The 21,116-nt window shown below is 70.2% G+C and carries 21 protein-coding genes; 8 read left to right on the plus strand and 13 right to left on the minus strand.

Annotated elements, in window-relative coordinates:
* The first annotated feature begins 1 nt into the window (after position 1).
* From J2W20_RS15245 to J2W20_RS15260, 4 genes are all read left to right on the plus strand, one after another.
* A complete protein-coding gene (locus J2W20_RS15245; protein ID WP_307007554.1) occupies positions 2–727 on the plus strand; it encodes a maleate cis-trans isomerase family protein in 726 nt (241 codons plus the stop codon).
* 207 nt (positions 728–934) lie between these two features.
* On the plus strand, positions 935–1,957 hold the full coding sequence (locus J2W20_RS15250) for a 3-oxoacyl-ACP synthase III (RefSeq protein WP_307007556.1): 1,023 nt from the start codon (positions 935–937) through the stop codon (positions 1,955–1,957).
* Positions 1,951–4,644 (plus strand): alpha/beta fold hydrolase, encoded by a 2,694-nt coding sequence (locus tag J2W20_RS15255; protein WP_307007607.1) that lies wholly within the window; start codon positions 1,951–1,953, stop codon positions 4,642–4,644. Before J2W20_RS15250 ends, J2W20_RS15255 begins: the two co-directional genes overlap by 7 nt.
* A complete protein-coding gene (locus tag J2W20_RS15260) occupies positions 4,641–5,624 on the plus strand; it encodes an NAD-dependent epimerase/dehydratase family protein (RefSeq protein WP_307007558.1) in 984 nt (327 codons plus the stop codon). The genes J2W20_RS15255 and J2W20_RS15260 overlap by 4 nt, the downstream gene beginning before the upstream one ends.
* A gap of 51 nt (positions 5,625–5,675) precedes the next feature.
* Here the strand turns inward: J2W20_RS15260 and J2W20_RS15265 are convergent, their stop codons facing one another.
* The 7 genes from J2W20_RS15265 to J2W20_RS15295 all read right to left on the minus strand — a co-directional run bounded on the left by J2W20_RS15265 (position 5,676) and on the right by J2W20_RS15295 (position 10,898).
* On the minus strand, positions 5,676–5,966 hold the full coding sequence (locus tag J2W20_RS15265; protein ID WP_307007559.1) for a hypothetical protein: 291 nt from the start codon (positions 5,964–5,966) through the stop codon (positions 5,676–5,678).
* Positions 5,967–6,069: 103 nt separating this feature from the next.
* The gene (locus J2W20_RS15270; protein ID WP_307007560.1) at positions 6,070–6,789 is read right to left on the minus strand and encodes an SDR family NAD(P)-dependent oxidoreductase; all 720 of its coding nucleotides are present in this window, start codon (positions 6,787–6,789) and stop codon (positions 6,070–6,072) included.
* Positions 6,786–7,553, minus strand: a complete 768-nt coding sequence (locus tag J2W20_RS15275; RefSeq protein WP_307007561.1) for an SDR family NAD(P)-dependent oxidoreductase — start codon at positions 7,551–7,553, stop codon at positions 6,786–6,788. The genes J2W20_RS15270 and J2W20_RS15275 overlap by 4 nt, the downstream gene beginning before the upstream one ends.
* Positions 7,546–7,722, minus strand: a complete 177-nt coding sequence (locus tag J2W20_RS15280) for a hypothetical protein (protein WP_307007562.1) — start codon at positions 7,720–7,722, stop codon at positions 7,546–7,548. The genes J2W20_RS15275 and J2W20_RS15280 overlap by 8 nt, the downstream gene beginning before the upstream one ends.
* Positions 7,719–8,927 (minus strand): MFS transporter, encoded by a 1,209-nt coding sequence (locus tag J2W20_RS15285; RefSeq protein WP_307007563.1) that lies wholly within the window; start codon positions 8,925–8,927, stop codon positions 7,719–7,721. The genes J2W20_RS15280 and J2W20_RS15285 overlap by 4 nt, the downstream gene beginning before the upstream one ends.
* On the minus strand, positions 8,924–9,814 hold the full coding sequence (locus J2W20_RS15290; RefSeq protein ID WP_307007564.1) for a polysaccharide deacetylase family protein: 891 nt from the start codon (positions 9,812–9,814) through the stop codon (positions 8,924–8,926). Before J2W20_RS15290 ends, J2W20_RS15285 begins: the two co-directional genes overlap by 4 nt.
* Positions 9,815–9,881: 67 nt before the next feature.
* The gene (locus tag J2W20_RS15295) at positions 9,882–10,898 is read right to left on the minus strand and encodes an asparaginase (protein ID WP_307007565.1); all 1,017 of its coding nucleotides are present in this window, start codon (positions 10,896–10,898) and stop codon (positions 9,882–9,884) included.
* Between the two features lie 292 nt (positions 10,899–11,190).
* On the opposite strand from J2W20_RS15295, the gene J2W20_RS15300 reads away from it, so the two are divergent.
* A complete protein-coding gene (locus J2W20_RS15300) occupies positions 11,191–12,210 on the plus strand; it encodes a LacI family DNA-binding transcriptional regulator (protein ID WP_307007566.1) in 1,020 nt (339 codons plus the stop codon).
* 58 nt (positions 12,211–12,268) lie between these two features.
* Here J2W20_RS15300 and J2W20_RS15305 read toward each other — a convergent pair whose 3' ends face one another.
* The 5 genes from J2W20_RS15305 to pxpA are packed head-to-tail and all read right to left on the minus strand — an operon-like array spanning position 12,269 to position 16,510.
* Entirely contained in the window at positions 12,269–13,246 is a 978-nt protein-coding gene (locus tag J2W20_RS15305; RefSeq protein WP_307007568.1) for a 5-oxoprolinase subunit C family protein, read from the minus strand.
* Complete coding sequence (locus tag J2W20_RS15310; protein ID WP_307007569.1) at positions 13,236–14,138, minus strand: 5-oxoprolinase subunit B family protein; 903 nt, start codon at positions 14,136–14,138, stop codon at positions 13,236–13,238. Before J2W20_RS15310 ends, J2W20_RS15305 begins: the two co-directional genes overlap by 11 nt.
* Complete coding sequence (locus tag J2W20_RS15315; protein ID WP_307007570.1) at positions 14,135–15,487, minus strand: acetyl-CoA carboxylase biotin carboxylase subunit; 1,353 nt, start codon at positions 15,485–15,487, stop codon at positions 14,135–14,137. The genes J2W20_RS15310 and J2W20_RS15315 overlap by 4 nt, the downstream gene beginning before the upstream one ends.
* Positions 15,484–15,729, minus strand: a complete 246-nt coding sequence (locus J2W20_RS15320; RefSeq protein WP_307007571.1) for an acetyl-CoA carboxylase — start codon at positions 15,727–15,729, stop codon at positions 15,484–15,486. Before J2W20_RS15320 ends, J2W20_RS15315 begins: the two co-directional genes overlap by 4 nt.
* 31 nt (positions 15,730–15,760) lie before the next feature.
* Positions 15,761–16,510 (minus strand): 5-oxoprolinase subunit PxpA, encoded by a 750-nt coding sequence (gene pxpA / locus J2W20_RS15325; RefSeq protein WP_307007572.1) that lies wholly within the window; start codon positions 16,508–16,510, stop codon positions 15,761–15,763.
* A 111-nt stretch (positions 16,511–16,621) separates the two neighbouring features.
* On the opposite strand from pxpA, the gene J2W20_RS15330 reads away from it, so the two are divergent.
* Entirely contained in the window at positions 16,622–18,064 is a 1,443-nt protein-coding gene (locus J2W20_RS15330; RefSeq protein ID WP_307007574.1) for a PucR family transcriptional regulator, read from the plus strand.
* A 34-nt stretch (positions 18,065–18,098) separates the two neighbouring features.
* Here J2W20_RS15330 and J2W20_RS15335 read toward each other — a convergent pair whose 3' ends face one another.
* The gene (locus J2W20_RS15335) at positions 18,099–18,521 is read right to left on the minus strand and encodes a ChaB family protein (protein WP_307007575.1); all 423 of its coding nucleotides are present in this window, start codon (positions 18,519–18,521) and stop codon (positions 18,099–18,101) included.
* A 233-nt stretch (positions 18,522–18,754) separates the two neighbouring features.
* Here J2W20_RS15335 and J2W20_RS15340 point away from each other — a divergent pair, with 233 nt between their 5' ends.
* Both J2W20_RS15340 and J2W20_RS15345 read left to right on the plus strand, forming a co-directional pair.
* Positions 18,755–19,981 (plus strand): glycoside hydrolase family 26 protein, encoded by a 1,227-nt coding sequence (locus tag J2W20_RS15340; RefSeq protein WP_307007577.1) that lies wholly within the window; start codon positions 18,755–18,757, stop codon positions 19,979–19,981.
* Between the two features lie 111 nt (positions 19,982–20,092).
* Complete coding sequence (locus J2W20_RS15345) at positions 20,093–21,115, plus strand: LacI family DNA-binding transcriptional regulator (protein WP_307007578.1); 1,023 nt, start codon at positions 20,093–20,095, stop codon at positions 21,113–21,115.
* Position 21,116 lies beyond the last annotated feature (1 nt).

Below are 21,116 nucleotides of genomic sequence, written 5' to 3' on the forward strand. Positions count from 1 at the left end.
CGTGGTCCACACCGCGCGTCCCGCCCGGCTGGGCATGATCGTCCCCTCGTCCAACACGTGCCTCGAGCCGATGAGCTACCGGATCCTCGGCGGCCGCGAGGACGTCACCCTGCACTCGGCCCGGATCCCCGTGACTCGGATCGCCCTCGATGCGGGCTCGGACCGCCAGTTCGACGTCGAGGGCATGCGGGCTGCGGCCGAGCTGCTCGCCACGGCGGATGTGGACGTCATCGCCTGGAACGGCACCTCTGGCTCGTGGCTCGGGCTCGGGCACGACCGGCAGATCGCCGCCGAGATCACCGCTGCCACCGGGATCCCCGCCACGACGTCCACGCTCGCGTACTTCGACGCGTTCGCCCAGTTCGGTGTCCGGACCATCGGCCTCCTCACGCCCTACACCGAGGACGTCAACGAGCAGGTGATCGCCCGCTACGCGGCGGAGGGCGTCCGCACGGGCGGGCACCGCGCGCTGGGGCTCAGCGACAACGAGTCCTTTGCCCGGGTGGCCCCCGAGGAGCTCGTCCCGGGCTCGCTCGAGCTCGCCGCGGACCGTCCCGATGCGCTCGTGTACCTGTGCACGAACCTCTATGGCGCCCCCGTCGCAGCGGAGGTCGAGGAACGCACCGGCGTCCCGGTGCTCGACTCGGTGGCCGTGACCCTCTGGCGCTGCCTCCAGCTCGCCGGCGCCCCGCTCCTCGAGGCGCACTGGGGCAAGCTCCTCGCCTGAGGCGACGGGCCCGTCGAGGCCCGTCGGGGTGCTGCACCCGCCGCTGGCCACCCACCTCCGCTGCCTCCGGACCGGCCGCCCGGCTACGGGTCCGGGGGCGCCCGGGCGTAAGCTGCGCTTCGTTGGGCCTGCGGTTTCGTCTGGGCCCGCGCTCATGCGGGTACAGTCACCGCATGAATGCAGCACGGACCCGAACAGAGGCATGACTTGGCAGGGAATGCGACCTTCCGCCACCGCAACACGGCGCTGCTTTCAGTGAGCAGCGTCGAGGCTCCGAGGATCGTGAGCTCCACGGACTTCGACCGGAGGCTGGCGTCGACCCTGCGCCGCCTGAAGTTCCCCCCTCGGCTGCTGGAGCGCGTGGCCGGCGTGACGCACCGGCGCTGGTGGGCGGCCGGGACGTCGTTCGACGACGCCGCCCTCGAAGCGGGTGCCAAGGCGCTGGCGGAGTCCGGCGTCGAAGCCTCCGACGTCGGGCTCCTGATCAACACCTCGGTGACCCGGCGCAACCTCGAGCCCTCGGTCGCGGTGAAGATCCACCACGGGCTCGGCCTGCCGTCCTCGGCCATGAACTTCGACCTGGCCAACGCCTGCCTCGGATTCGTCAACGGGGTCATCCTCGCGGCCAACATGATCGACTCGGGCCAGATCAGATACGCGGTGATCGTCAACGGCGAGGATGCCCAGGCCACCCAGGAGGCCACCCTCGCGCGGCTGCAGCGGCCGGAGACCACCCGCGAGGACTTCGGCCGCGAGTTCGCCACGCTCACGCTCGGCTCCGGGGCGGCTGCCGCCGTCCTCGGCCCGGCCGACCAGCACCCCGGCGCGCACCGCCTCGTCGGCGGGGTGATGCGGGCCGGAACCGAGCACCACGAGCTGTGTGTGGGTGGCGTCGACGGCATGACCACGGACACGAAGGGCCTGCTCGACGGCGGCCTCCGGCTCGTGGTGGACGCATGGCACGAGGCCCAGCTGGAGTGGGACTGGGCGGCCATGGACCGCTACGTCACCCACCAGGTCAGCAACGCCTACACGCAGGCGATCATCAGGGCGATCGACCTGGACCCGGACAAGGTCCCGATCACGTTCCCGCATTGGGGCAACGTGGGCCCCGCGTCGCTCCCCATGACGCTTGCCGCCGAGGCGCAGTCCCTGGCCGCCGGGGACCGGGTCCTCTGCATGGGCGTTGGCTCCGGGCTCAACACCGCCATGATGGAGATCGTCTGGTGACTCCGCAGTGGCCCGGGGTCGATCCGGAGTGGTCCCGCACCGTCTCTGTCGAGTCCACCTCCTCCATCGATCCGCCGGGCACCGTGCGCCGCTGGCACGTGCTGGACAACGCGGCCCAGCTCTCCCGCCGAGGCCTGGAGCCGGCGGGGACGCTGCTGTGCGTCCACGGAAACCCGACCTGGTCCTACCTGTGGCGCGCGCTCCTCGGCGCCGGTTCTGACCCGGCCCATCCGTGGCGGGTGGTGGCGGTGGACCAGCTCGACATGGGCTACTCCGAGCGCACCGGCACCTTCCGCCGGCTCGCGGACCGGATCAACGACCTCGGCGACCTCACCGACGCGCTGGGCCTCGCCGGGCCGGTCGTCACCGTGGGCCACGACTGGGGCGGATCCATCAGCCTCGGCTGGGCCCTGGCACACCCGCAGCTCACGGCCGGGGTGGTGCTGACGAACACCGCCGTCCACCAGCCGGCCGGCGCGGGGACTCCGCCCGCGCTGCGGCTCGCGATGCACCCCGCGGTGCACCGGTGGGGCACCACGACGTCGGACGCCTTCCTGCGGGTGACGCACGCCCTGGCGAGCCCGGCGCTGCCGGCGGAGGTCCGCAGGGCCTACATGGCCCCCTACCGCGGTGCGGGCCGGCGGGCCGGCGTGGGGAACTTCGTGGCGGACATCCCGCTCGACGCCTCCCATCCGAGCTTCGCCGCGCTCGGCGCGGTCGCGGAGGGTGTGCGGGACCTGCGGGTGCCGGCCCTGATGCTCTGGGGCCCGAAGGACCCGATCTTCTCGGACCGGTATCTCAAGGACCTGATCGGGCGGCTTCCGCACGCGGACGTGCACCGCTTCGAAGGTGCCGGGCACCTGCTGGCCGAAGACCGGGACATCGCCGCGCCGATCTTCCAGTGGCTCGCCGACCGGGACGTCGCCCACCGCGGCGAGCGGCCGGCGTCGGACGCTGCCGCGGCCGCCGGAGGGCAGGAGGCCGCCCCTGGGCCGGGACCGGACGGGTTCCGTCCGCTGTGGGACCTGCTCGGCGAGCACGCCGCGGGTCCGGCGGCGGCAGACCTGGCCGTGGCGGAGATGTCGCCCGCGGGCACCGTCAGCCGCTCGCTCAGCTGGAAGCAGCTGGACCGCGGCATCACCGAGCTCGCCGCCGGGCTGCGGGAGGCCGGCGTGGGCTCCGGCAGCCGGGTGAGCCTGATGGTTCCGCCCGGTGTGGACCTCACCGTGGCCCTGTACGCGTGCCTGCGTCTGGGCGCCGTCGTGGTGGTGGCCGACGCCGGTCTGGGCACCCGGGGCCTGAGCCGGGCCGTGAAGGGCGCGGCCCCCGATGTCCTGATCGGCATCGACCGCGCGCTGGCCGCCGCGGCGGCGCTGGGCTGGCCGGGCCGGCGGATCAGCGTCCACGACCTCCCCGCGGCGCGCCGCCGCGTCCTCGGCGCCGAGACCTCGCTCGCCGCCCTGGCCCGGCGCGGTGCGGTGCTCGGCCCGGACCTGCCGCTGCCCCTTCCCGACCCCGCGGCCCCCGCCGCGGTCCTCTTCACGTCCGGCTCCACCGGCCCCGCGAAGGGCGTGGTCTACACGCATCGGCAGCTGGCGGCGATGCGGGACACCGTGGCCCGGACCTTCGGGATCCGCTCCGGAGCGCGGCTGGTGGCCGGTTTCGCCCCGTTCGCCCTGCTGGGGCCGGCGCTCGGCGCGGTGTCGGTGACCCCCTCGATGGACGTCACCGCGCCGCGCACCCTGACCGCCCGCGCGCTGGGGGACGCCGCGGCGGCCATCGGCGCCACGGTGGTCTTCGCCTCGCCTGCCGCGCTGCGCAACGTCCTGGCGACCCGGGACGCGATGGACGAGGCCGGGCGGGAGGCCCTGGAACGGATCGACCTGCTGCTCTCCGCGGGGGCCCCCGTGCCGGAGCCGCTCCTGGCGCAGGTGCAGCGGCTGATGCCGCGGGCCTCCCTGCGTACCCCGTACGGAATGACGGAGGCGCTGCCGGTCACCGACATCAGCCTCGAGCAGATCCAGGCTGCCGACGCCGACGCTGCCGCCGGGACCGTGGCGGGGGCCGGCAACGGCGTGTGCGTCGGCCAGCCCGTCCACGGCGCCCGCGTCGCGGTCGCCCCGCTCGCCGCGGACGGCACCGCGCCCGGGTCCCGTCCCGTGACCGAGGCGGGGGTGACCGGCGAGATCCTGGTCAGCGCCCCGCACGTCAAGGACGCCTACGACAGGCTCTGGCTGACCCAGCGGGAGAGCGACAGTCTGCCGGGGTGGCACCGCACCGGGGACGTCGGGCACTTCGACGCCGCCGGCCGGCTCTGGGTGGAGGGGCGCCTCGCCCATGTCCTGACGGTGCCCGGCGGCGTGGTGACGCCCGTCGGCGCCGAGCAGGCCATCGAGCATCTGGACTGCGTCCGGCTGGCGGCCATCGGAGGGGTCGGGCCGGCGGGCACGCAGGCCGTCGTCGCCGTCGTGGAGACGGCGCCCCCCGCGCGCAAGGCCGGCCCCGCCGCGGAGCAGCTCGCACACCGCGTCCGCAGCGCGGCCCACACGGCCGGGGTCGAGGTCTCCGCCGTGCTCGCGGTCCCCGCGCTGCCGGTGGACATCAGGCACAACGCGAAGATCGACAGGACCCGCCTCTCCCGCTGGGCGTCGCGGGTCCTGGCCGGCGGCCGCCCGGGGACGCCGTGAGGATCCTCGCCACCGGGGCCAGCGGGCTGCTCGGGCGCGAAGTGGTCCGGCTCCTCGTCCGCAGGGGGCATGCCGTGACCACGTTCCAGCGCCGCCCCGCCGGGATCAGCGGCGCGACGGACGTCCGCGGGTCCGTCACCGACGAGGCAGCGGTCCGCGCAGCGGTCCAGGGCGCCGAGGCGGTCATCCACCTCGCCGCGAAGGTCTCCTTCACCGGCCGGGCGGCGGAGTTCGACGAGGTGAACGTCGAGGGGACCCGCCGCCTGCTGCGCCTCGCGCGGGCGGCCGGGGTCCGGGACCTGGTCTTCGTCTCCTCCCCCTCCGTGGCCAACTCGGGGGCGGCGATCGCCGGGCTGGGGGCGGAGCCGGCGGACCCCGCGCGTGCGCACGGCGAGTACTCCCGCACCAAGGCCGAGGCAGAGCTCCTCGCCCTGGCGGCGGACGCGCCGGGATTCCGGGTCGCCGCCGTGCGCCCGCACATCGTATGGGGCCCCGGCGACACCCAGCTGGTGGAACGGGTCCTGCAGCGCGCCGGCCGCCGCCGCCTGCCCCTGCTCGACGCCGGGGCCGCCCTGATCGACACCACGTACGTCGACAACGCCGCCTCCGCCATCGTCGCCGCGCTCGACCGCATGGACCACGTTCACGGCAGGGCCGTCGTCGTGAGCAACGGCGAGCCCCGCCCGGTCGGTGAGCTGCTGGCCGGGATCTGCGCCGCGGGCGGCGTCCCGGCGCCGTCGTGGGCCGTTCCGGGCGCGGTGGCTCGGGCGGCGGGCGCGGTCGTGGAGAGGCTGTGGACCTGGGCAGGGCGGAAGGAGGAGCCTCCGATGACGAGGTTCCTCGCCGAGCAGCTCTCGACGGCGCACTGGTACGACCAGCGCGAAACCCGGGAGCTCCTCGACTGGACGCCCTCGGTGTCACTCGATGAGGGCCTGGCGAGGCTGGCGGAGCACTACGGAAGGAACCTTCCGCGTCCGTGACGACGCGCCGCCGAAGGGTCCTATGGCCCGCGGCGTTGAAGACCCCTGTGGCTACAGACCTGCCACAGCCTCCCTCGGCGTGTGCGCGACCCGTAGCCCGGAGGCAGCAACGGCTGCGAGCAGCCGGTGTTCGCCTGCCCGCCGGTACCGCTCCTCGAGCCCGTCGAAGGCGGACTCGAGGAGCGCACCACTCACCGGGGCCTGAGTGTGAAGCGTCGCCCACACGGCGTCCACCGTCGTACAGACGATCTGCCGTCCGCCGGGGACGGAGAGGACGAAGCCCTCCGCCGTGGCCCTGACCTTGACCCGGCCAGCCGGCGACGGGCAGAGTTCAACGATCATCTGGGCTGCTATCAGGTTTCCCCTGGTGGTGCGGCCATCGGGGAACACCGGGTCGTCAGCAACACTACGTCCGCAGGCACCGCACATCTGGGCTTCCCTCCTCTCAGGGCATCACGTCGCCGGAGTTCGGTCCGAGGGTCTGGCCGACGAAGAGATTCCCTCCGGGATCACTGGCCAGGAGAAGTGCGGTCGGGGCGACCTCGGCAGGGGTGCCGAACCGCCCCAGCGGCAACTCGGCCCGCTTCGCCTTCTTCCAGTCCTCCGAGATCCCGTCGACGAGCGGGGTCTCGATCGGGCCCGGGGCGATGCTGTTGACCAGCACGTTGCCCGGTGCGGCCTCAAGAGCCAGGGCCTTGGTGAAGCCGATGACCCCGGCCTTCGCCGCACTGTAGTGGCCGAGTCCTACCCCGCCCTTGATGCCCAGCTGCGAGGCCACATTGATGATCCTGCCCCATCGCTGTGCACGCATGGGCTTGAGGACCTCTCGGCAGCAGAGGAAGACGCCCGTGAGGTCCACACGGATGGTCTCGTTCCACATGGCGAGGTCCATGTCCTCCACCGGTGCCTCAGTGAGGAGTCCCGCGGAGTTCACGAGGACATCCACGGTGCCGAACTGTTCGCGCACCGAGGAGAAGGCGCTGCGCACGCTGTCCTCGTCTGCCACGTCCACCCGGATCACGTCCGGCCCCTCAGCCCGGTCTAGGACCGCCACGCGGTCGCCGTTGGCACGGAAGGCCGTGGCGACGGCCTTGCCGATCCCACTGGCACCACCGGTCACGACGACCGTCCGGCCCGAGGCACGGTGCGGGATGCCGGCGCTCATGCCCGCATCTTCACGGTCAGTCCGCCGTCCACGACGAGTGCCTGTCCGGTGACGTAGTTGGCGGCCGGGGAAGTGAGGAAGCCGATGACTTCAGCGACCTCTTCCGGGCGTCCGACCCGGCCCCATGGGATGTCGTCTCCCGCCCGCTGCAGGCCCTCGGGCCCGAGCGAGTTGACCGGGTCGAGGGATTGCGGGGTCTCGATGAGGCCGGGGATGACAGCATTCGCACGGATCTGCCGTGGGCCGAGCTCAACCGCGACGCTGCGGATGAGCCCCAGGACGCCGGCCTTGGCCGCAGCGTAGTGGGCATGCTCCTCCCATCCGTACACGCCGCCGGCGATCGAGGAGACGGCCACCATGGCGCCGCCCTCCCCCATGCGGGCCGCGCCTGCGCGCAGGGTGCGCAGCACGCCGGTGAGGTCCACGTCGAGCATGTCGTGCCAGCGCTCGTCGGAGAGCTCGGCCAGCGGGGCGTTGCGCAGGATCCCGGCGTTCGCGACGGCGTAGTCGAGCCGGCCGTACTCGTCGACGGCCCGCTGGGCGAAGGCCTCCACGGAGTCTGTGCTGCGCACGTCGACTTCGTGGATCACCGCCTCTCCGCCGGCCTCCTTCACCAGACGGAGGGTCTCCTCGGGGTCGTGGGGATCTCCCGGGAAGGTGCCGATCACTGTGCTGATCTTGCGGGAGGCATAGTGGCCGGCCACTGCCCGCCCGATGCCGCTGGCCGCGCCGGTGACAATGGCTGCTGCTTTTGCTTCAGGCATGGGGGTGATCCTCCAGGAGTGCTTCGACGGGAGGCTTGGCTGCGAGCATCAAGATGCCCGAGAGCAGGGTGCCGAGGGCGCCGACCCACAGGGCGGCGGTCCCCGTTCCGGCGCCGGCGGCGAGGGCCGTGAAGAGCGCGCCGCCGATGATCGTGCCGGGCTGGCTCATGGCGCCAATGAAGGTCGTGCCGGCGCGCGGCAGCTGACCGGGTAGCACTCGGCCATGAAGTACTGGATTGCCGCATAGGGGCCGACGAGGAAGAACAGACCGGCACCGTAGGTGACGATGATCAGGAACGGGTCGGAGGCGATCGGGCTGAGCATGAGGGCGAAGGAGAGGCCCGAGATGATCCAGCCGATGACGATTGTCTTCTTGCGGCCGATCTTGTCGCCGAGCCAGCCGTGGAAGACGTAGCCGAAGTAGGCGAGCAGGTTGATCACGATGAGCATCCAGAACGCGTCCGAGAGCTCGACGCCCTTGGCGTTCTTCAGCACGGAGCTGCCCAAGACGCTGAAGATCGCGATGCCGAAGAAGTTGATGATCCATGCCAGCGAAAGCACGATGGTGTTTCGGCGCAGGTGGGGCTCCCAGAGGCGCTTGAGGGGCGCGGTCGAAGAGTGCTCCACCCCGTAGGAGGCCGCGAGGGCGTGTGCGTCCTCGCGCTTGCCGTGCTTCTCGAGCTCAGTCAGCTTGTGGTGGAGCTCGAACTGGGGGGTCTCCCGGAGCTTGCGGAAGACGAGCCACACGATGATCGCCGCAGGTATAGCCGCCATGACGTAGAGGCTCCGCCAACCCAGCGAGGGAAGGAACGCGAGCGCAAGTGCGCTGGACAGGAGGAATCCGAGAGGCCAGCCGCCCTGGATGAAGGAGTAATGGAATCCGGGCCGTCTGCGCTTCTTCTCGTCCTCGGTGACTTGGTAGACCTCATTCATGTAGGTGGCATTCACGGCCTGCTCAGAGAAGCCGAGGCCGCCGAACGAGCGAACCACAGTGAGCAGGACGCTGCTCAGGACCCCGAGGCCGGCAGGGATCGCGGCGGTGAGGGTCGAGACGATGGCTGTTCCACCGATAGTCGTCATCATGCCCTTGCGCCGGCCGAGGCGGTCGATGATAGGCCCCAGGCCGAACGCCACAATGGCAGTGCCGACGGCGATCCATGTGTTGATCGCGTACGCCTCGGACTCGCTCCAGCCGAAGGATTCCTGCATTGCCGGCAGGAGGGTCCCGAAGAGTCCGTAGTCGAACACCGCGATGGTCCAGGCAAGGAGTGCCAGAACGGTAGCCGTGCGGGTGGCGCCCTTGGAGAAGGACGGGAAGCGGCGCTTCTCGTTGACGGCGGGCGGCGTCAGGTCGATGGTCTGGTTGGTGCTCACTTCGTGGTGGCCTTCCGGGGGCTGCGGGCGAGGAACGAGTCAGCGATCTGGTCGAACTGCATCCAGGTGACGCCTTCGTGGCTGTTGATGTGCTCGATGAGGCGCTCGAGCATGAGGAGGACCTGCGGGCGGCCGGAGACGTCGGGGTGGACGGTCATGGTGAAGACGGCCTGGTCCATCTCGCGGTAGACCCAGTCGAACTGGTCGCGCCACATCTGCTCGATGTCCCGGGGGCTGACGAAGCCATGGGAGTTGGGCGATGCCTTGATGAACATCATGGGCGGGAGGTCGTCCAGGTACCAGTTGGCGGGGATCTCCACGAGATCGGTCTCCTCGCCGCGCACGAGCGGCTCCATCCATGTCTGGGCGGGCTGGGTGTAGTCGATCTTCTTCCAGCTGTCGCCGACGCGGACGTAGTAGGGCTCGAAGTCGCGGTGCATGAGGGAATGGTCGTACTTGATCCCACGCTCGAGGAGGATCTCGTTGGTCACCGGGGAGAATTCCCACCACGGTGCTACATAGCCGGTGGGGCGCCGGCCGGAAACCTTCTCGATGAGCTCGATCGAGCGGTCCAAGATCGCTGTCTCCTGCTCGCGGGTCATGGCGATCGGGTTCTCGTGGGAGTAGCCGTGGACCCCGATCTCGTGGCCGGCGTCAACGATGGCGCGGGTGAGGTCGGGGAAGGTCTCGATGGAGTGGCCCGGGACGAACCATGTGGAGGGCAGGGAGTACTTCTCGAAGAGGCGGAGGAGGCGGGGAGCTCCGACCTCGCCGCTGAAGAGGCCGCGGGAGATGTCGCAGGGCGAGTCCTCGCCGCCGTAGGAGCCGAGCATGCCGGCGACGGCGTCAACGTCGACGCCGAAGGCAACCTGAATGTCCTTGGTCACGGGTGGGCCTTTCTGGAGGTGCAACTGGGGGTGGAACGGAGGTGCTGGGGTTGTGGGGAAGGTTTGCTCAGCCGGTGCCCCCTCTCTCAGCGAAGGCCGCGGCGATCTCCTCGCGCGAGCTCCCCAATCGGAGCAGGAGCGACAGGAGCACCAGGGACTGGGAGGGGCGTAGGAACCCCGACGGGATGGCGCCTGCAGCGAGCAGGTCCTTGCCGCCGCCTGCTCCGTACACAGGGACGACGGGACCGGCGTTGACGCGGGTGCTGGTGACCACGACGGCTCCTCCCGCGGTCGCCTCGGCGACGGCCTGGCACAGCAGCGGGTTGGCGTTCCCGATGCCGGTGCCCTGCAGGACGATGCCCGCAGCCCCGGCGTCGAGGGACGCCCGCAGGTGGGCCCCATCGGCCCCGGGGTAGGAGGCGACGAGGTCCACCCTGCACGCCGCCCCGGGGTGCGGCAGGGGCAGGGCCGCGGGGCGGCGAGCCTTGGCTGCGGCAAGATTCAGCCGCCCGTCGTCGGCGATGGACCCGTCCCGCCCGTAGTCCGGGTTGCCGAAGGCGTGGACACGCACGGTCTCGGTCTTCCGGACCCCGCGGGCAGGGAAGACCTCCCCTGCGAAGCTCAGCAGGACTCCCCGCCCTTTGGCTTCGGCCGACCCTGCGAGCGCGATGGCGCGCGCGAGGTTGGCCGGGCCGTCCGGATCCTCTGCGTCGGCTGCCTTCTGGGCGCCGGTGAAGACCACCGGGCGCGGATCGCCCTGGACGAGGTCGGCGAGGAAAGCCGTCTCCTCCATGGTGTCCGTGCCGTGGGTGACGACGACGCCGACCACCGAGGGATCGGCGAGCGCCTCGCGGATGCGGCTGCACACGAGGAGCATGTCGTCGACGTCCAGCGCGTACGAGCCGACGCGGAGGACGTCGACCACTTGGACTGGGAAGGCGTGCGCCCCGCCGACGCTCCGGAGCAGCTCGTCTGCCCCGTCGGACGCGACCGCTGCGCCGCCGAGGTCCGCTCGGGTGCGCGAGGAGATCGTGCCGCCGGTGGCGAGGAGCACCAAATGCTCCTCGCTCATGCTCGGTGTCATGCCTGCTCCTGCTCGTGACTCTGGCTACTGGGGTGACGGTTGCTGACCGCCGTGCCCAATCGTTTGGGTAGAACCGTCGCCGCGTTCTGGGCGGCGTGTTGGGTGGGGCTTGGATTCTCAGACGCTCCGGACAGGTGGAGCCCTGTCTGAATACGGTGTACCCAATCGATTGGGTAAGCTGTTTTCGACTGTAAGGTGTGGTCGCGGTCACGGTCAAGGGCCACTCGGGAGATTGTTTTCGAGGGCGGCGCGTGGCGGGCAGAATGGAATCCGGGACTGGAAGGGCTTGAGCATGGGCAACAACACGACCGAGAGGGCGGTGACCCTCAAGGACCTGGCACGGGAATTGGGCATCCACCCGTCTACGGTCTCGCGGGTGCTGCACTCTGACCCGGACTCTGCCAGGGGGGCGGCCTCCGCTGCCACCGCGCGGCGGATCCGTGAGCTGGCTGCGGAGGTCGGCTACTCCCCCGACCCCCAAGCCACGAGCCTGCGCACTCGCCGCACGCAGTTGCTCGGCGTCATCGTTCCGCGCCTCTCCGACCTGGTGCTCGCCATCATGTATGAGGGCATCGAGGAGGCGGCCGCCGCCATCGGCTATTCGGCCTTTGTCACCAACTCCCATGATGACGTCGCGGAGCAGCGCCGCCAGGTGGAGATCATGCTGGCCCGACGGGTCGACGGGCTTATTATCGGAGACTCCCACCTCGACGTAGACGTCCTGCCCGAGCTCAGGGACCGTGCCGTCCCGTTCGTCCTCATGAACCGCCGCCACCCCGGATTCCCCTCCTCGACCTGCGACGACACCAGGGGCGGGGAACTGGTCGCCGAGCACCTCTGGGCGAAGGGCCACCGCCGGGTTTCCGTGATCGCCGGCGAACCGTATGCGAGCACCGCAGTGGACCGGACCGGCGGGTTCGTAGACCGCTGGCACGCCCTCGGCGGTGAACTCCCGGACGGGTCCATCGTCTGGTCGCGCTTCGACACCCAGGGCGGTCGCGAGGCCGCCGAGAAGATCCTCTCCGCCCGCTCTGCCCCGACAGCGATCTTCGCGGTCAACGACTTCGCAGCGATCGGGGCGATGGGCGCCCTGCGCTCCCACGGGATGATCGTGGGACAGGACTGCGCTGTCGTCGGGTACAACGACACCTCCCTCGCTGCCGAACTGCCCATCCCGCTGTCGTCGGTACGCTCCCCCATGGCGGAAATCGGCCGCCAGGCCGTAGGGCTGCTCGAGGGAGTGCTCCGCGGCGAAGCAGTCGAGTCGGTCCGACTCGAGCCCAGCCTCCAGGTGCGCGAGAGCAGCGCCTGAGGCCGGTCCTCCGTGCTGCGACCCGCGGGCGGCGGTGGCAGCACAGAAGGACCTCGTCCTAGGTGATTCCGAGGGCGGCGAGCGCACGGGCTGTGAAGGCCGAACGTTCCTTGCGCGCCCCGAGGGCCTCCTCCAGGCTCACCTCGACGAAATGCGTCGAGGTCCCGGGTGCGGCGCGGGCCAGCAGGTCCATGTCGGCACTGATCACGGTCGCGACCATCGCATAGCCGCCTCCCGAGACCGCGTCACGGTGCAGGATGATGGGCTGGGTTCCACCCGGGATCTGGATCGAGCCGACCGCGTAGCCCGCATCGACGATGTTCGAGGGGTCGGAACCTGCCCCGAACGGCTGCTCGCGGTCCCGCCACTCGACGCCGGGCCCGGAATAGCGGATTCCCATGCGGTCGGCCACCGGGGTGACCTTCCACTCGCCCGACAGAAGGCTCTGACGGCCGGCGTCGGTGAGCCGGTGGTCGTAGAGGCCCATCACGACCCGGACCGTCTGCTCCTTGCCGTAGGCGGGCCGGAACTCCTCGGGAAGGGTCGGGGCGTCCGCGGGGACGGGCCCGGCAGCACCGACCGGGACGACGTCGCCTGCCTCCAGTTTCCTGCCGTTCAGGCCGCCGATGCCTCCCAAGATGTAGGTCGACCGGCTGCCCAGGACCTGGGGCACGTCGATCCCACCGGCGAAGGCGACATAGTAGCGCGTCCCGCCGAGCAGCGGTCCGAAACTGAGCTCGTCCCCAGCCTCCACGCGCAGCTGCGTCCACTCCGGGCGCTCCTCGCCGTTGACCTTGATGGGGACCGGCGCCCCTGTCACGGCGATCGTCGCCGAGTCGGTGAAACGCAGGACCGGGCCGAGGTAGGTGCACTCGAGGACGGCCGCGTCGGCGGGGTTCCCGACGAGGGCATTCGCCATGGCCGCCGAATACTGGTCCATCGAGCCGCCCTCGGGAATGCCCACGTTGTAGTACCCGGGGCGCCCCTGGTCCTGGATCGTGGTGGACAGGCCGGGACTCTTGACCTCACACGCCATCGAGGGCCTCCATCAGTTCTCGGTTGTAGCGCTCCGGGTCTTCGAGCGCCCTGTGCAGCTCGAAGACCACAGGCGCCTGCCTGTAGCGGAACGTTCCGTTCTCGACCTCGGCCTGGATCGCGGCATACTCCTGCTCGGTGACCGGCTTGAACTTGACGATGTCGCCGGGTCGGAAGAAGACCATGAAGTCCTTGAAGTCGGCGAGGGTCTGTGCTGGGTCGTAGATCGGGGCCGCGGCGACGCCGAACATCTGGTAACCCCCAGCACCTCTGACCGAGTAGATTGCGCCGAAGCAGCCTCCGTGGCCAACCGTCAGCTTGGGGGTGTCAGTGCGCGGGCTCAGGTACTTCGGCACCTCGAGCTGCTTCTGCCGCTCCACCAGCTGGAACAGGAACGGCAGGCCGGCCACGAACCCGACCATGGAGACCAGCCACGGCTGCTCGTGGTGCCGCCGGATGAATTCGGCGGCGTCCGCGAGGCCGTTGACCTTCGCGGCGTAGTCCAGATCGGTGCCCTCCGGTTCCTGGTGGAATCCTTCGCGGAAGCGCTGGGCGACCTCCGCGGTGAACGGGTCGTCGTACCAGACCGGCACCTCGACGATGCGGGTCTCGAGGGTCTCGGCACCGCCCCGCGCGGCCTCCTGCTCGAACCCGCGGACGGCTGCCTCGAGGACCGAGGGCGCGAGGACGTCCGGGTTGAAGCGGATGAGGAGGGACGCGTTGGCCGGGCAGATGTCGGTGACGCCCTCCAGGGCTGCCCCTGAGAGCTTGGAGGCCAGGGTCATGACCTTGAAGTTCGCGGCAAGGCTCATGGCCTCGTCCACTTCGACGAACAGGAACTCGTCGCCGCCCCAGGTGTAGCGGGCCTCGCGCTCGAGGGCCTGGGTGCTCATGATGCCTCCAGCATGTCGGGAGCTGTCTCGATGAACTTGGAATGGTGGGCCACGTCCGCGAACTCCGAGCGCGCCAGGAGCTTGGAGTGCATGGGGATAGTGGTCTTGATGCCCTCGATCTCGGTCGCCGCCAGAGCCTGCAGCGCTGCGGTGATCGCCGTCGGGCGGTCATCGGCATGGACGATGAGCTTGGCCAGCATCGAGTCGTAGAAGGGCGTCACCACGGAACCCTCGACAACACCGCTGTCGACGCGGATGCCTGGGCCCTGTGGCCACGCGAGACGCCCGATTCGCCCCGGGCTGGGGAAGAAGTTGTTGTCCGGGTCCTCAGCATTGATACGGCACTCGATGGCGTGCCCTCGGAAGGCAATGTCCTCCTGGGACAGGGACAGGACGCCGTCATACGCGATCAGGAGCTGTTCCCGGACGAGGTCCACGCCCGTGATCTCCTCCGTGATGGGGTGCTCGACCTGGATGCGGGTGTTCATCTCGATGAAGGCAGCCTCCTGGCGGACGGGGTCATAGAGGAATTCGACCGTTCCGGCCCCGTGGTACCCGCATTGGCGCGCGAGCTCGACCGAGGACTCACGGATCGTCTGTCGCACGTCGTCGGGCAGGTCCGGCGCAGGGGCTTCCTCGATCACCTTCTGGGAGCGGCGCTGCATGGAGCAGTCGCGGTCGCCGAGGTGGATGAAGCTGCTGCCGTCCCCCAGGACCTGTACCTCGACGTGCCGCGCGGACTCGACGAAGCGCTCGAGGTAGACGGTCGGGTCGCCGAAAACGGCCGATGCCTCGCCTCGCGCCAGGTCGATCGTGTCCAGAAGCTCCGACTCGTCGTGGACGAAGCGGATGCCTCGGCCGCCGCCGCCGGCCGACGCCTTCACGACGAGGGGGTAGCCGATCGCACGTGCGATCTCGAGGGCATCGGCCTCGGGGTCCAAGGGCCCGTCGGTGCCTTTGAGCACTGGAACGCCGGCGCGGCGCGCTGCCGCACGGGCCTCCGCCTTGTTCCCCATCGTCTCAATGGCCTCCGCCGGCGGACCTACCCAGATGAGCCCTGCCGCTACCACCCGGCCGGCGAACACCGCATTCTCGGAGAGGAAGCCGTAGCCGGGGTGGACGGCGTCGCAGCCCCGCTCCACGGCGGCGCTGATGACCGCGTCGTGGTCAAGATAACTGGCTGTCGCCGGTGCCGGGCCGAGGACGACGTGCTCGTCGGCGACCTGGGCGGCGAGGGAACCGAGGTCCGCCTCACTCACGCCTACGACAGTACGGATCCCCATTTCCTTTGCGGTTCGGGCAATACGCACCGCGATCTCGCCCCGGTTCGCGATGAAGAGCTTCCTCATGCCTGCCCCTCGCGCACTACTACCAGGGTGTCGCCGGGATTGACCATCGCGCCGTCGGCCGCCTCGAAGGACTCGATGACGCCTGCAGTATCGGACTGGACCTCCGTGAACTGCTTCATGATCTCGACGATGCCGATCGTCTGGCCGGATTCGATCGTGTCCCCCACCTCCACGAACGGGTCCTTGCCGGGTCCGGGCTTGCGGTAGAAGATCCCGGGCAGCGGGGAGATGACGTTTGCCATGGTGATTCCTGCTTCCTGCCGAGGCGCGTGCTCAGCGGTTGGTGAGGACGTCGCGGACGGCCGAGGCGACTGCGACAGAGTTGGGGGCGTCTGAGTGGACGCAGATGCTGCGGAACGTGATGCTGAGGGGCGAGCCGTCAACGGCGTGGACCGGCTCGCCGGCGATGGCCCGCCGCACGCGCTCTGCAGCGGCGGCGGGATCAGTTGGCTCAGGCCGCCGCTGGATGAGCAGCTGTCCCTGCGGCCCGTAGTTCAGGTCGACGTAGAGTTCGGGGACGAAGTCGACGTCCAGCGCGCGGCAGACCGATTCGTGGGCCGTGCCGGCGAGTCCGTAGAACGGCACGCCGAACTGCCTCGCAACCCCGGCCGCTGCCGCCATGAGCTCCTCATCTCCGGCGAGCATCCCGTAGAGCGCGCCGTGTGGCTTGAGGTGGTGGAGCTCGAGCCCGTGCTTCGACAGGAAGGCGGTCAGGGCGCCCACTTGGTAGAGGATCACGGACTCGACCTCGTCAGGGCTGAGCGCCATGCGGCGGCGTCCGAATCCGGTTGGATCCGGGAGGCCCGGGTGGGCTCCCACCGCCACGTCGTTCTCGGCGGCGAGTCCCACGGTGCGGTTCATGACGTCGGGGTCGCCCGCGTGGAACCCGCAGGCCACGTTGGCGACGTCGATCACCTTCATGAGCTCGGCATCATTGCCGAACTCATGGAGCCCGAAGCCCTCGCCCATGTCCGAGTTGAGGAGCACCCGTGGCTGCGTGGTGGAGGTCACAGATTCTGGCATGCCCATCACGGTAGCCAATCGATTGCGTCCCGTGGAATTGTGCCATGTGCTGAAAGGCACGGCGTCAATTATGCTCGATGCACTACCGCTTCTCGCCCCGATCGGACACCCATGCTCCTTCGCGACCTCAGCGACCTCCCTGGGCTCGACATCGGCCTGCGGGTGGGAGTCTCGGACGAGCGGCTCTCCCGGCCCATCGCATGGTGTGCCCCGACCGAACACATGGACCCCACGCCCTTCCTGTCCGTCAACGCCTTGGTGCTGACCAGCGGGATGGGGCTGAACGTCACGGACTACCGCATCTGGGATGCGTACGTGGAGCGCCTGGTCAGCGTTCCCGTCGCCGGCCTCGTCTTCGGGACTGGGGCCGCGCACCGCCAGCTTCCCGAGGGCCTGGCCAGGGCCTGCGAGTCCCACGAGCTTCCCCTTTTTGAACTGCCCCCGGACGTTCCGTTCCTCCTCGTGATGCGGCAGGTGGAGCAGACGCTGGCGACAGAGCGCTACGACGTGCACCGCCGTGGGTGGGATCTGGCCGATGAATGCACCCGTCTGGCCGCCCAGGGACGCTCGCTCGTCACCGTCGTGGACCGAGTGGCGGAATCCATCGGGGCCCGGGTCGCGGTGACGGACGAGAGCGGTGCGGAGCTCGTCAGCGCTGGGAAGGCGCCGCCCGGTGCACCGCGTTCGGCGCTCAGGCTCCCCAGCGGCGACCCGCACTCCTTCAGGCTCCACGTCGAGGGTGTGAGCAGCAACGTACTGCTCCAGCCCCTGCTGGGCCCGGTGGCCGCCGTGCTCGCCGTGCAGCTCAGCTACACCCTCGGATCACGGACACCCCTGCACTCCCGCGAGGCCGTCCGCTTCATGGATGCGCTCTACGACGAACAGCCCATTCCTGAGGCGACGCTCGAACGGCTCGCTGCCGAAGCGGGGTTCGGGGCGGGCGAGCCGTGGGGCGCGCTCCTCGTCACCGCGGGCGAGGACATGGACCGATTCCGGCTGAGGACGCTGGCGTGGCGGGCTCGCGTGCGCCTCGAGGAGTGGTTTCGCACCGTCCGCTTCATGGAGGAGCCCACGATGACCACGCTCCTCGTCCAGGAGCCGCTCGAGCGCGTGAACCTCCTTGACCAGGCACGGGCCCTCTTCGCCGACATCCCGCAGCTGTCCGTGGTCCTTACCGAGGCAGACAACTTGGAGGAACTGCCCCTCGCCCTCAAGCTCGCCAGTCGCCAGACGGGCACAGCAGGGGTCCGAGTTGCCCCCGCGGCCGATCTCGCCGCCATCGTCCAGAGCCTGCCGCATCGAGGACTCGCCACCATGGCACGTAGGCTGATCGCTCCGCTGGACTCGGACCCCACCGGAGCCCTGCGCGAAACCCTCGAGTCCTACCTGCGCAACGCAGCCAACTCCCGCAAGGTCTGCGACGAGCTCTTCATTCACCGCAATACCTTGGCGTACAGGCTACGCAGGATCCAAGACCTCATGGGCCTCGATCTCGCCGATGGTGAAGCCCGGGCCACGTGCCTTCTCGCCCTCCGGGTTCTCAGCGAGGGCTGAGCATCGCTGTCCAACCGGAGGAGAGCCTGCAGCCCTACTTCTTGCGGCTCTGCGCTGTCTTCTTGGTGTTCGCCTTCTCCAGCGCCTCGACCAGCTGGTCCTTGGTCATGCTCGAGCGGCCCGGGACGTCGAGCTTCTTGGCCAGATCGTAGAGGTGCTGCTTCGAGGCGTTGGCGTCGACGCCGCCGTGGGTCACGCGCCGCGTCGACCGCCCCCCGGCGGCCTGCTCGTCGGAGGGGCCCTTCTGCTCCTTGGGCTCCCAGTGGTCGCCGACCTTCTCGTGCGTGTGCTTCAGGGCCGAGTAGCCGACGCGGTGGGCCCTCTCCTCGTCGTGGTACGTCTCCTCGGCCGAGTCGTGCGCCTTGGCGAAGGTCTGCTGGGCCTTGGCGCCGGAGCGCTGGAGCGTCGAGGGGAGCTCGTCCTTCCTCGCCTTCCCGCTCTTGTCCGTCTTGGGCATCGTGTCCTCCTTGGGCCGATCCGGGAGCGTTGCTGTGCCTGCCTTTTACCCGCCTCGGGACGGGTCAGACCGGCAGAGGTCCGCGGACGACGGCGGGTGACCGCCCGCCGTCGTCCGCTCCCCGAGGATTCCCGCAGGTTTGGGACAGAACGGTGCTCCTGTGGCTGGCGGTGCGGTGGACTGGATGAGACGATTCCCCTCCCCTGCCCATGATCCGGAAGGCTGCCCACACCATGACGAAGACCCTCCGCCGCCGTGACGTGCTCCTCGGCGCCTCGCTGGGGGTGGCCGCCGCCGCCCTGGGCAGCACCGCCGCGAGCGCGTCCGCCGGGGCCCTCGCGCTCAGCCCGACCTCCGGCCCCGTCGGAACCGCCATCACGGTCACCGGGACGAACTTCCCCAAGAAGGCCAAGGGCAGCGTGACCCTCGGCTCGGCGTCGGCCGCCGTCACCACCTCCGCCTCCGGCTACTTCCAGACCACGATCACCGTCCCCGGCGCCCTGTCCGGCACCGCGTACGCCACCGCCACGATCGGCTCCTCCTCGGCGCAGGCGCCCTTCGCCGTCACTGCCGTCGCCGCGGTCCCCGGCCCCAACCTGAACCACCCGCTGCGCTTCGGCGTGGCAACGCCCAGCGGCTACGGCTCCGCCGCCGAGCTGGACCAGGTCGCCACGATCACCGGGGAGGGACCCTCGATCGTCCAGGCCTACTGCGACTGGACGAGCCCGTTGCCCACCAGCGGTCTGGCCTCGGTGGCCGGCCGCGGCGCGACCCCGCTGCTGACCTGGGAACCGTGGGACGCCTCGGTCGGCGGCACCGCCCAGCCCGCCTACGCGCTCAGCGCGATCTACGGCGGAGCGTATGACTCCTACATCGGCCAGTGGGCGAGCGGCCTCAAGGCCTATGGCGGCCCGGTGCTGCTGCGCTTCGCCCACGAGATGAACGGGAACTGGTACCCGTGGTCGGAGCAGGTCAACGGCAACGCCCCCGGCGACTACGTGAGGGCCTTCCGGCACGTGCGGGGCCTCTTCGCCTCCGCCGGCGTGACGAACGTCCAGTGGGTCTGGTGCCCCAACGTCCCCTACGCCGGCTCGACCGACCTGGCCGGGCTCTACCCTGGCGACGCCTACGCGGACCTGGTGGGCCTCGACGGCTACAACTGGGGCACCACCCAGTCCTGGGGCAGCACGTGGGTCATGCCCGACGCGCTGTTCGGGCAGGGCCTGTCCGCACTCGCGGCCCTAGCCCCGTCCAAGCAGGTACTGATCGCCGAGACCGCCTCGGCCGAGCAGGGCGGCGACAAGGCCGGATGGAACCAGGCCCTCATCCAGTACCTCGCCGCCAACCCCAGCATCATGGGCTTCGCCTGGTTCGACCTCAGCAAGGAGGTGGACTGGCGGATCGACAGCTCCTCGTCCTCCGCGTCGGCGTTCGCCTCGGCCCTCGCGTCGAGGCCGTAGGGCCGCAGCGGGCCACAGTCCCCTCAGGGGTTGACGTCCCCGCTGAACCGGTTTAGTTTGGACCCACTAAACCGGTTTTGTGGCAGCAGTCACAGGAGGGAGGAACTCGCAGTGGCCGTAACGATCAGCGATGTGGCGGCTGCTGCCGGCGTCAGCAAGGGCGCCGTGTCCCTGGCCCTGAACGGGCAGAAGGGCGTCGGAGAGGAGACCCGGAACCGGATCCTCGCCGTTGCACGGGGGCTCGGGTGGACACCGAGCCTGAGGGCCAAGGGATTGGCCTCGTCGCGGTCCTTCGCCATCGGGCTGATCCTCGAGCGCGACCCGCGGCTGCTCGGAACCGACCCGTTCTTCGCCGGCTTCATCGCCGGAATCGAGACGGTGCTCGCAGCCCATGAGTACACCCTGGTCCTGGCCGTGGCCCACGGGGAGGCTGCCGAGGCCGGCTACCGCAAGCTCGCGGCGGGACGGGTGGACGGCTTCATCCTGACCGACCTGCGCACGGACGATCCGCGCGTGGAACTCCTCAAGGGCTTCGGGCTTCCCGCCGTGACCCTCAATCGGCCGGTCATCCATTCGCCGTTCCCGGCGGTCTGCATGGACGGGAGCGAGAGCGTCAAGGAGGCCGTGCGCCATCTGGTCAGCCTCGGCCACCGGCGCATTGCCCACGTCGGCGGGCCGCAGGCGTTCGTGCACGGGCACGGGCGCAGGCTGGCCTGGGCTGACGCCATGGCGGAGGCGGGCCTGGAGCCCGCGCTGTTCCTCGAAGCCGACTTCACCGCCGAGGCGGGCGTGGAGGCCACGGCCCAACTCCTGGCCCTCGCGAAGCCGCCGACGGCCATCGTCTACGCCAATGACCTCATGGCGACCGCGGGCCAATCGAAGGCCCAGACCCTCGGCTTCTCGATTCCCGACCAGCTGTCGATCGTGGGCTACGACAATGCAGAGTTCGCGCAGTACCTCAATCCCCCTCTGACCACGATCGCCGCCGATCCCATCCCGTGGGGGCATGAGGCCGCGACCGCGCTTCTCTCGCTCATCCACAACACCAGTACCGGTGAGGACATCATGATGCCCCCGCCCCGCCTCATCGTGCGGGCGTCGACGGGACCGCCCCCGGTCACCGCCGACGCCTGAA

Origin of the sequence: Sinomonas atrocyanea (genome assembly GCF_030812675.1) — a bacterium.
Classification (GTDB): Bacteria; Actinomycetota; Actinomycetes; order Actinomycetales; family Micrococcaceae; genus Sinomonas; species Sinomonas atrocyanea_B.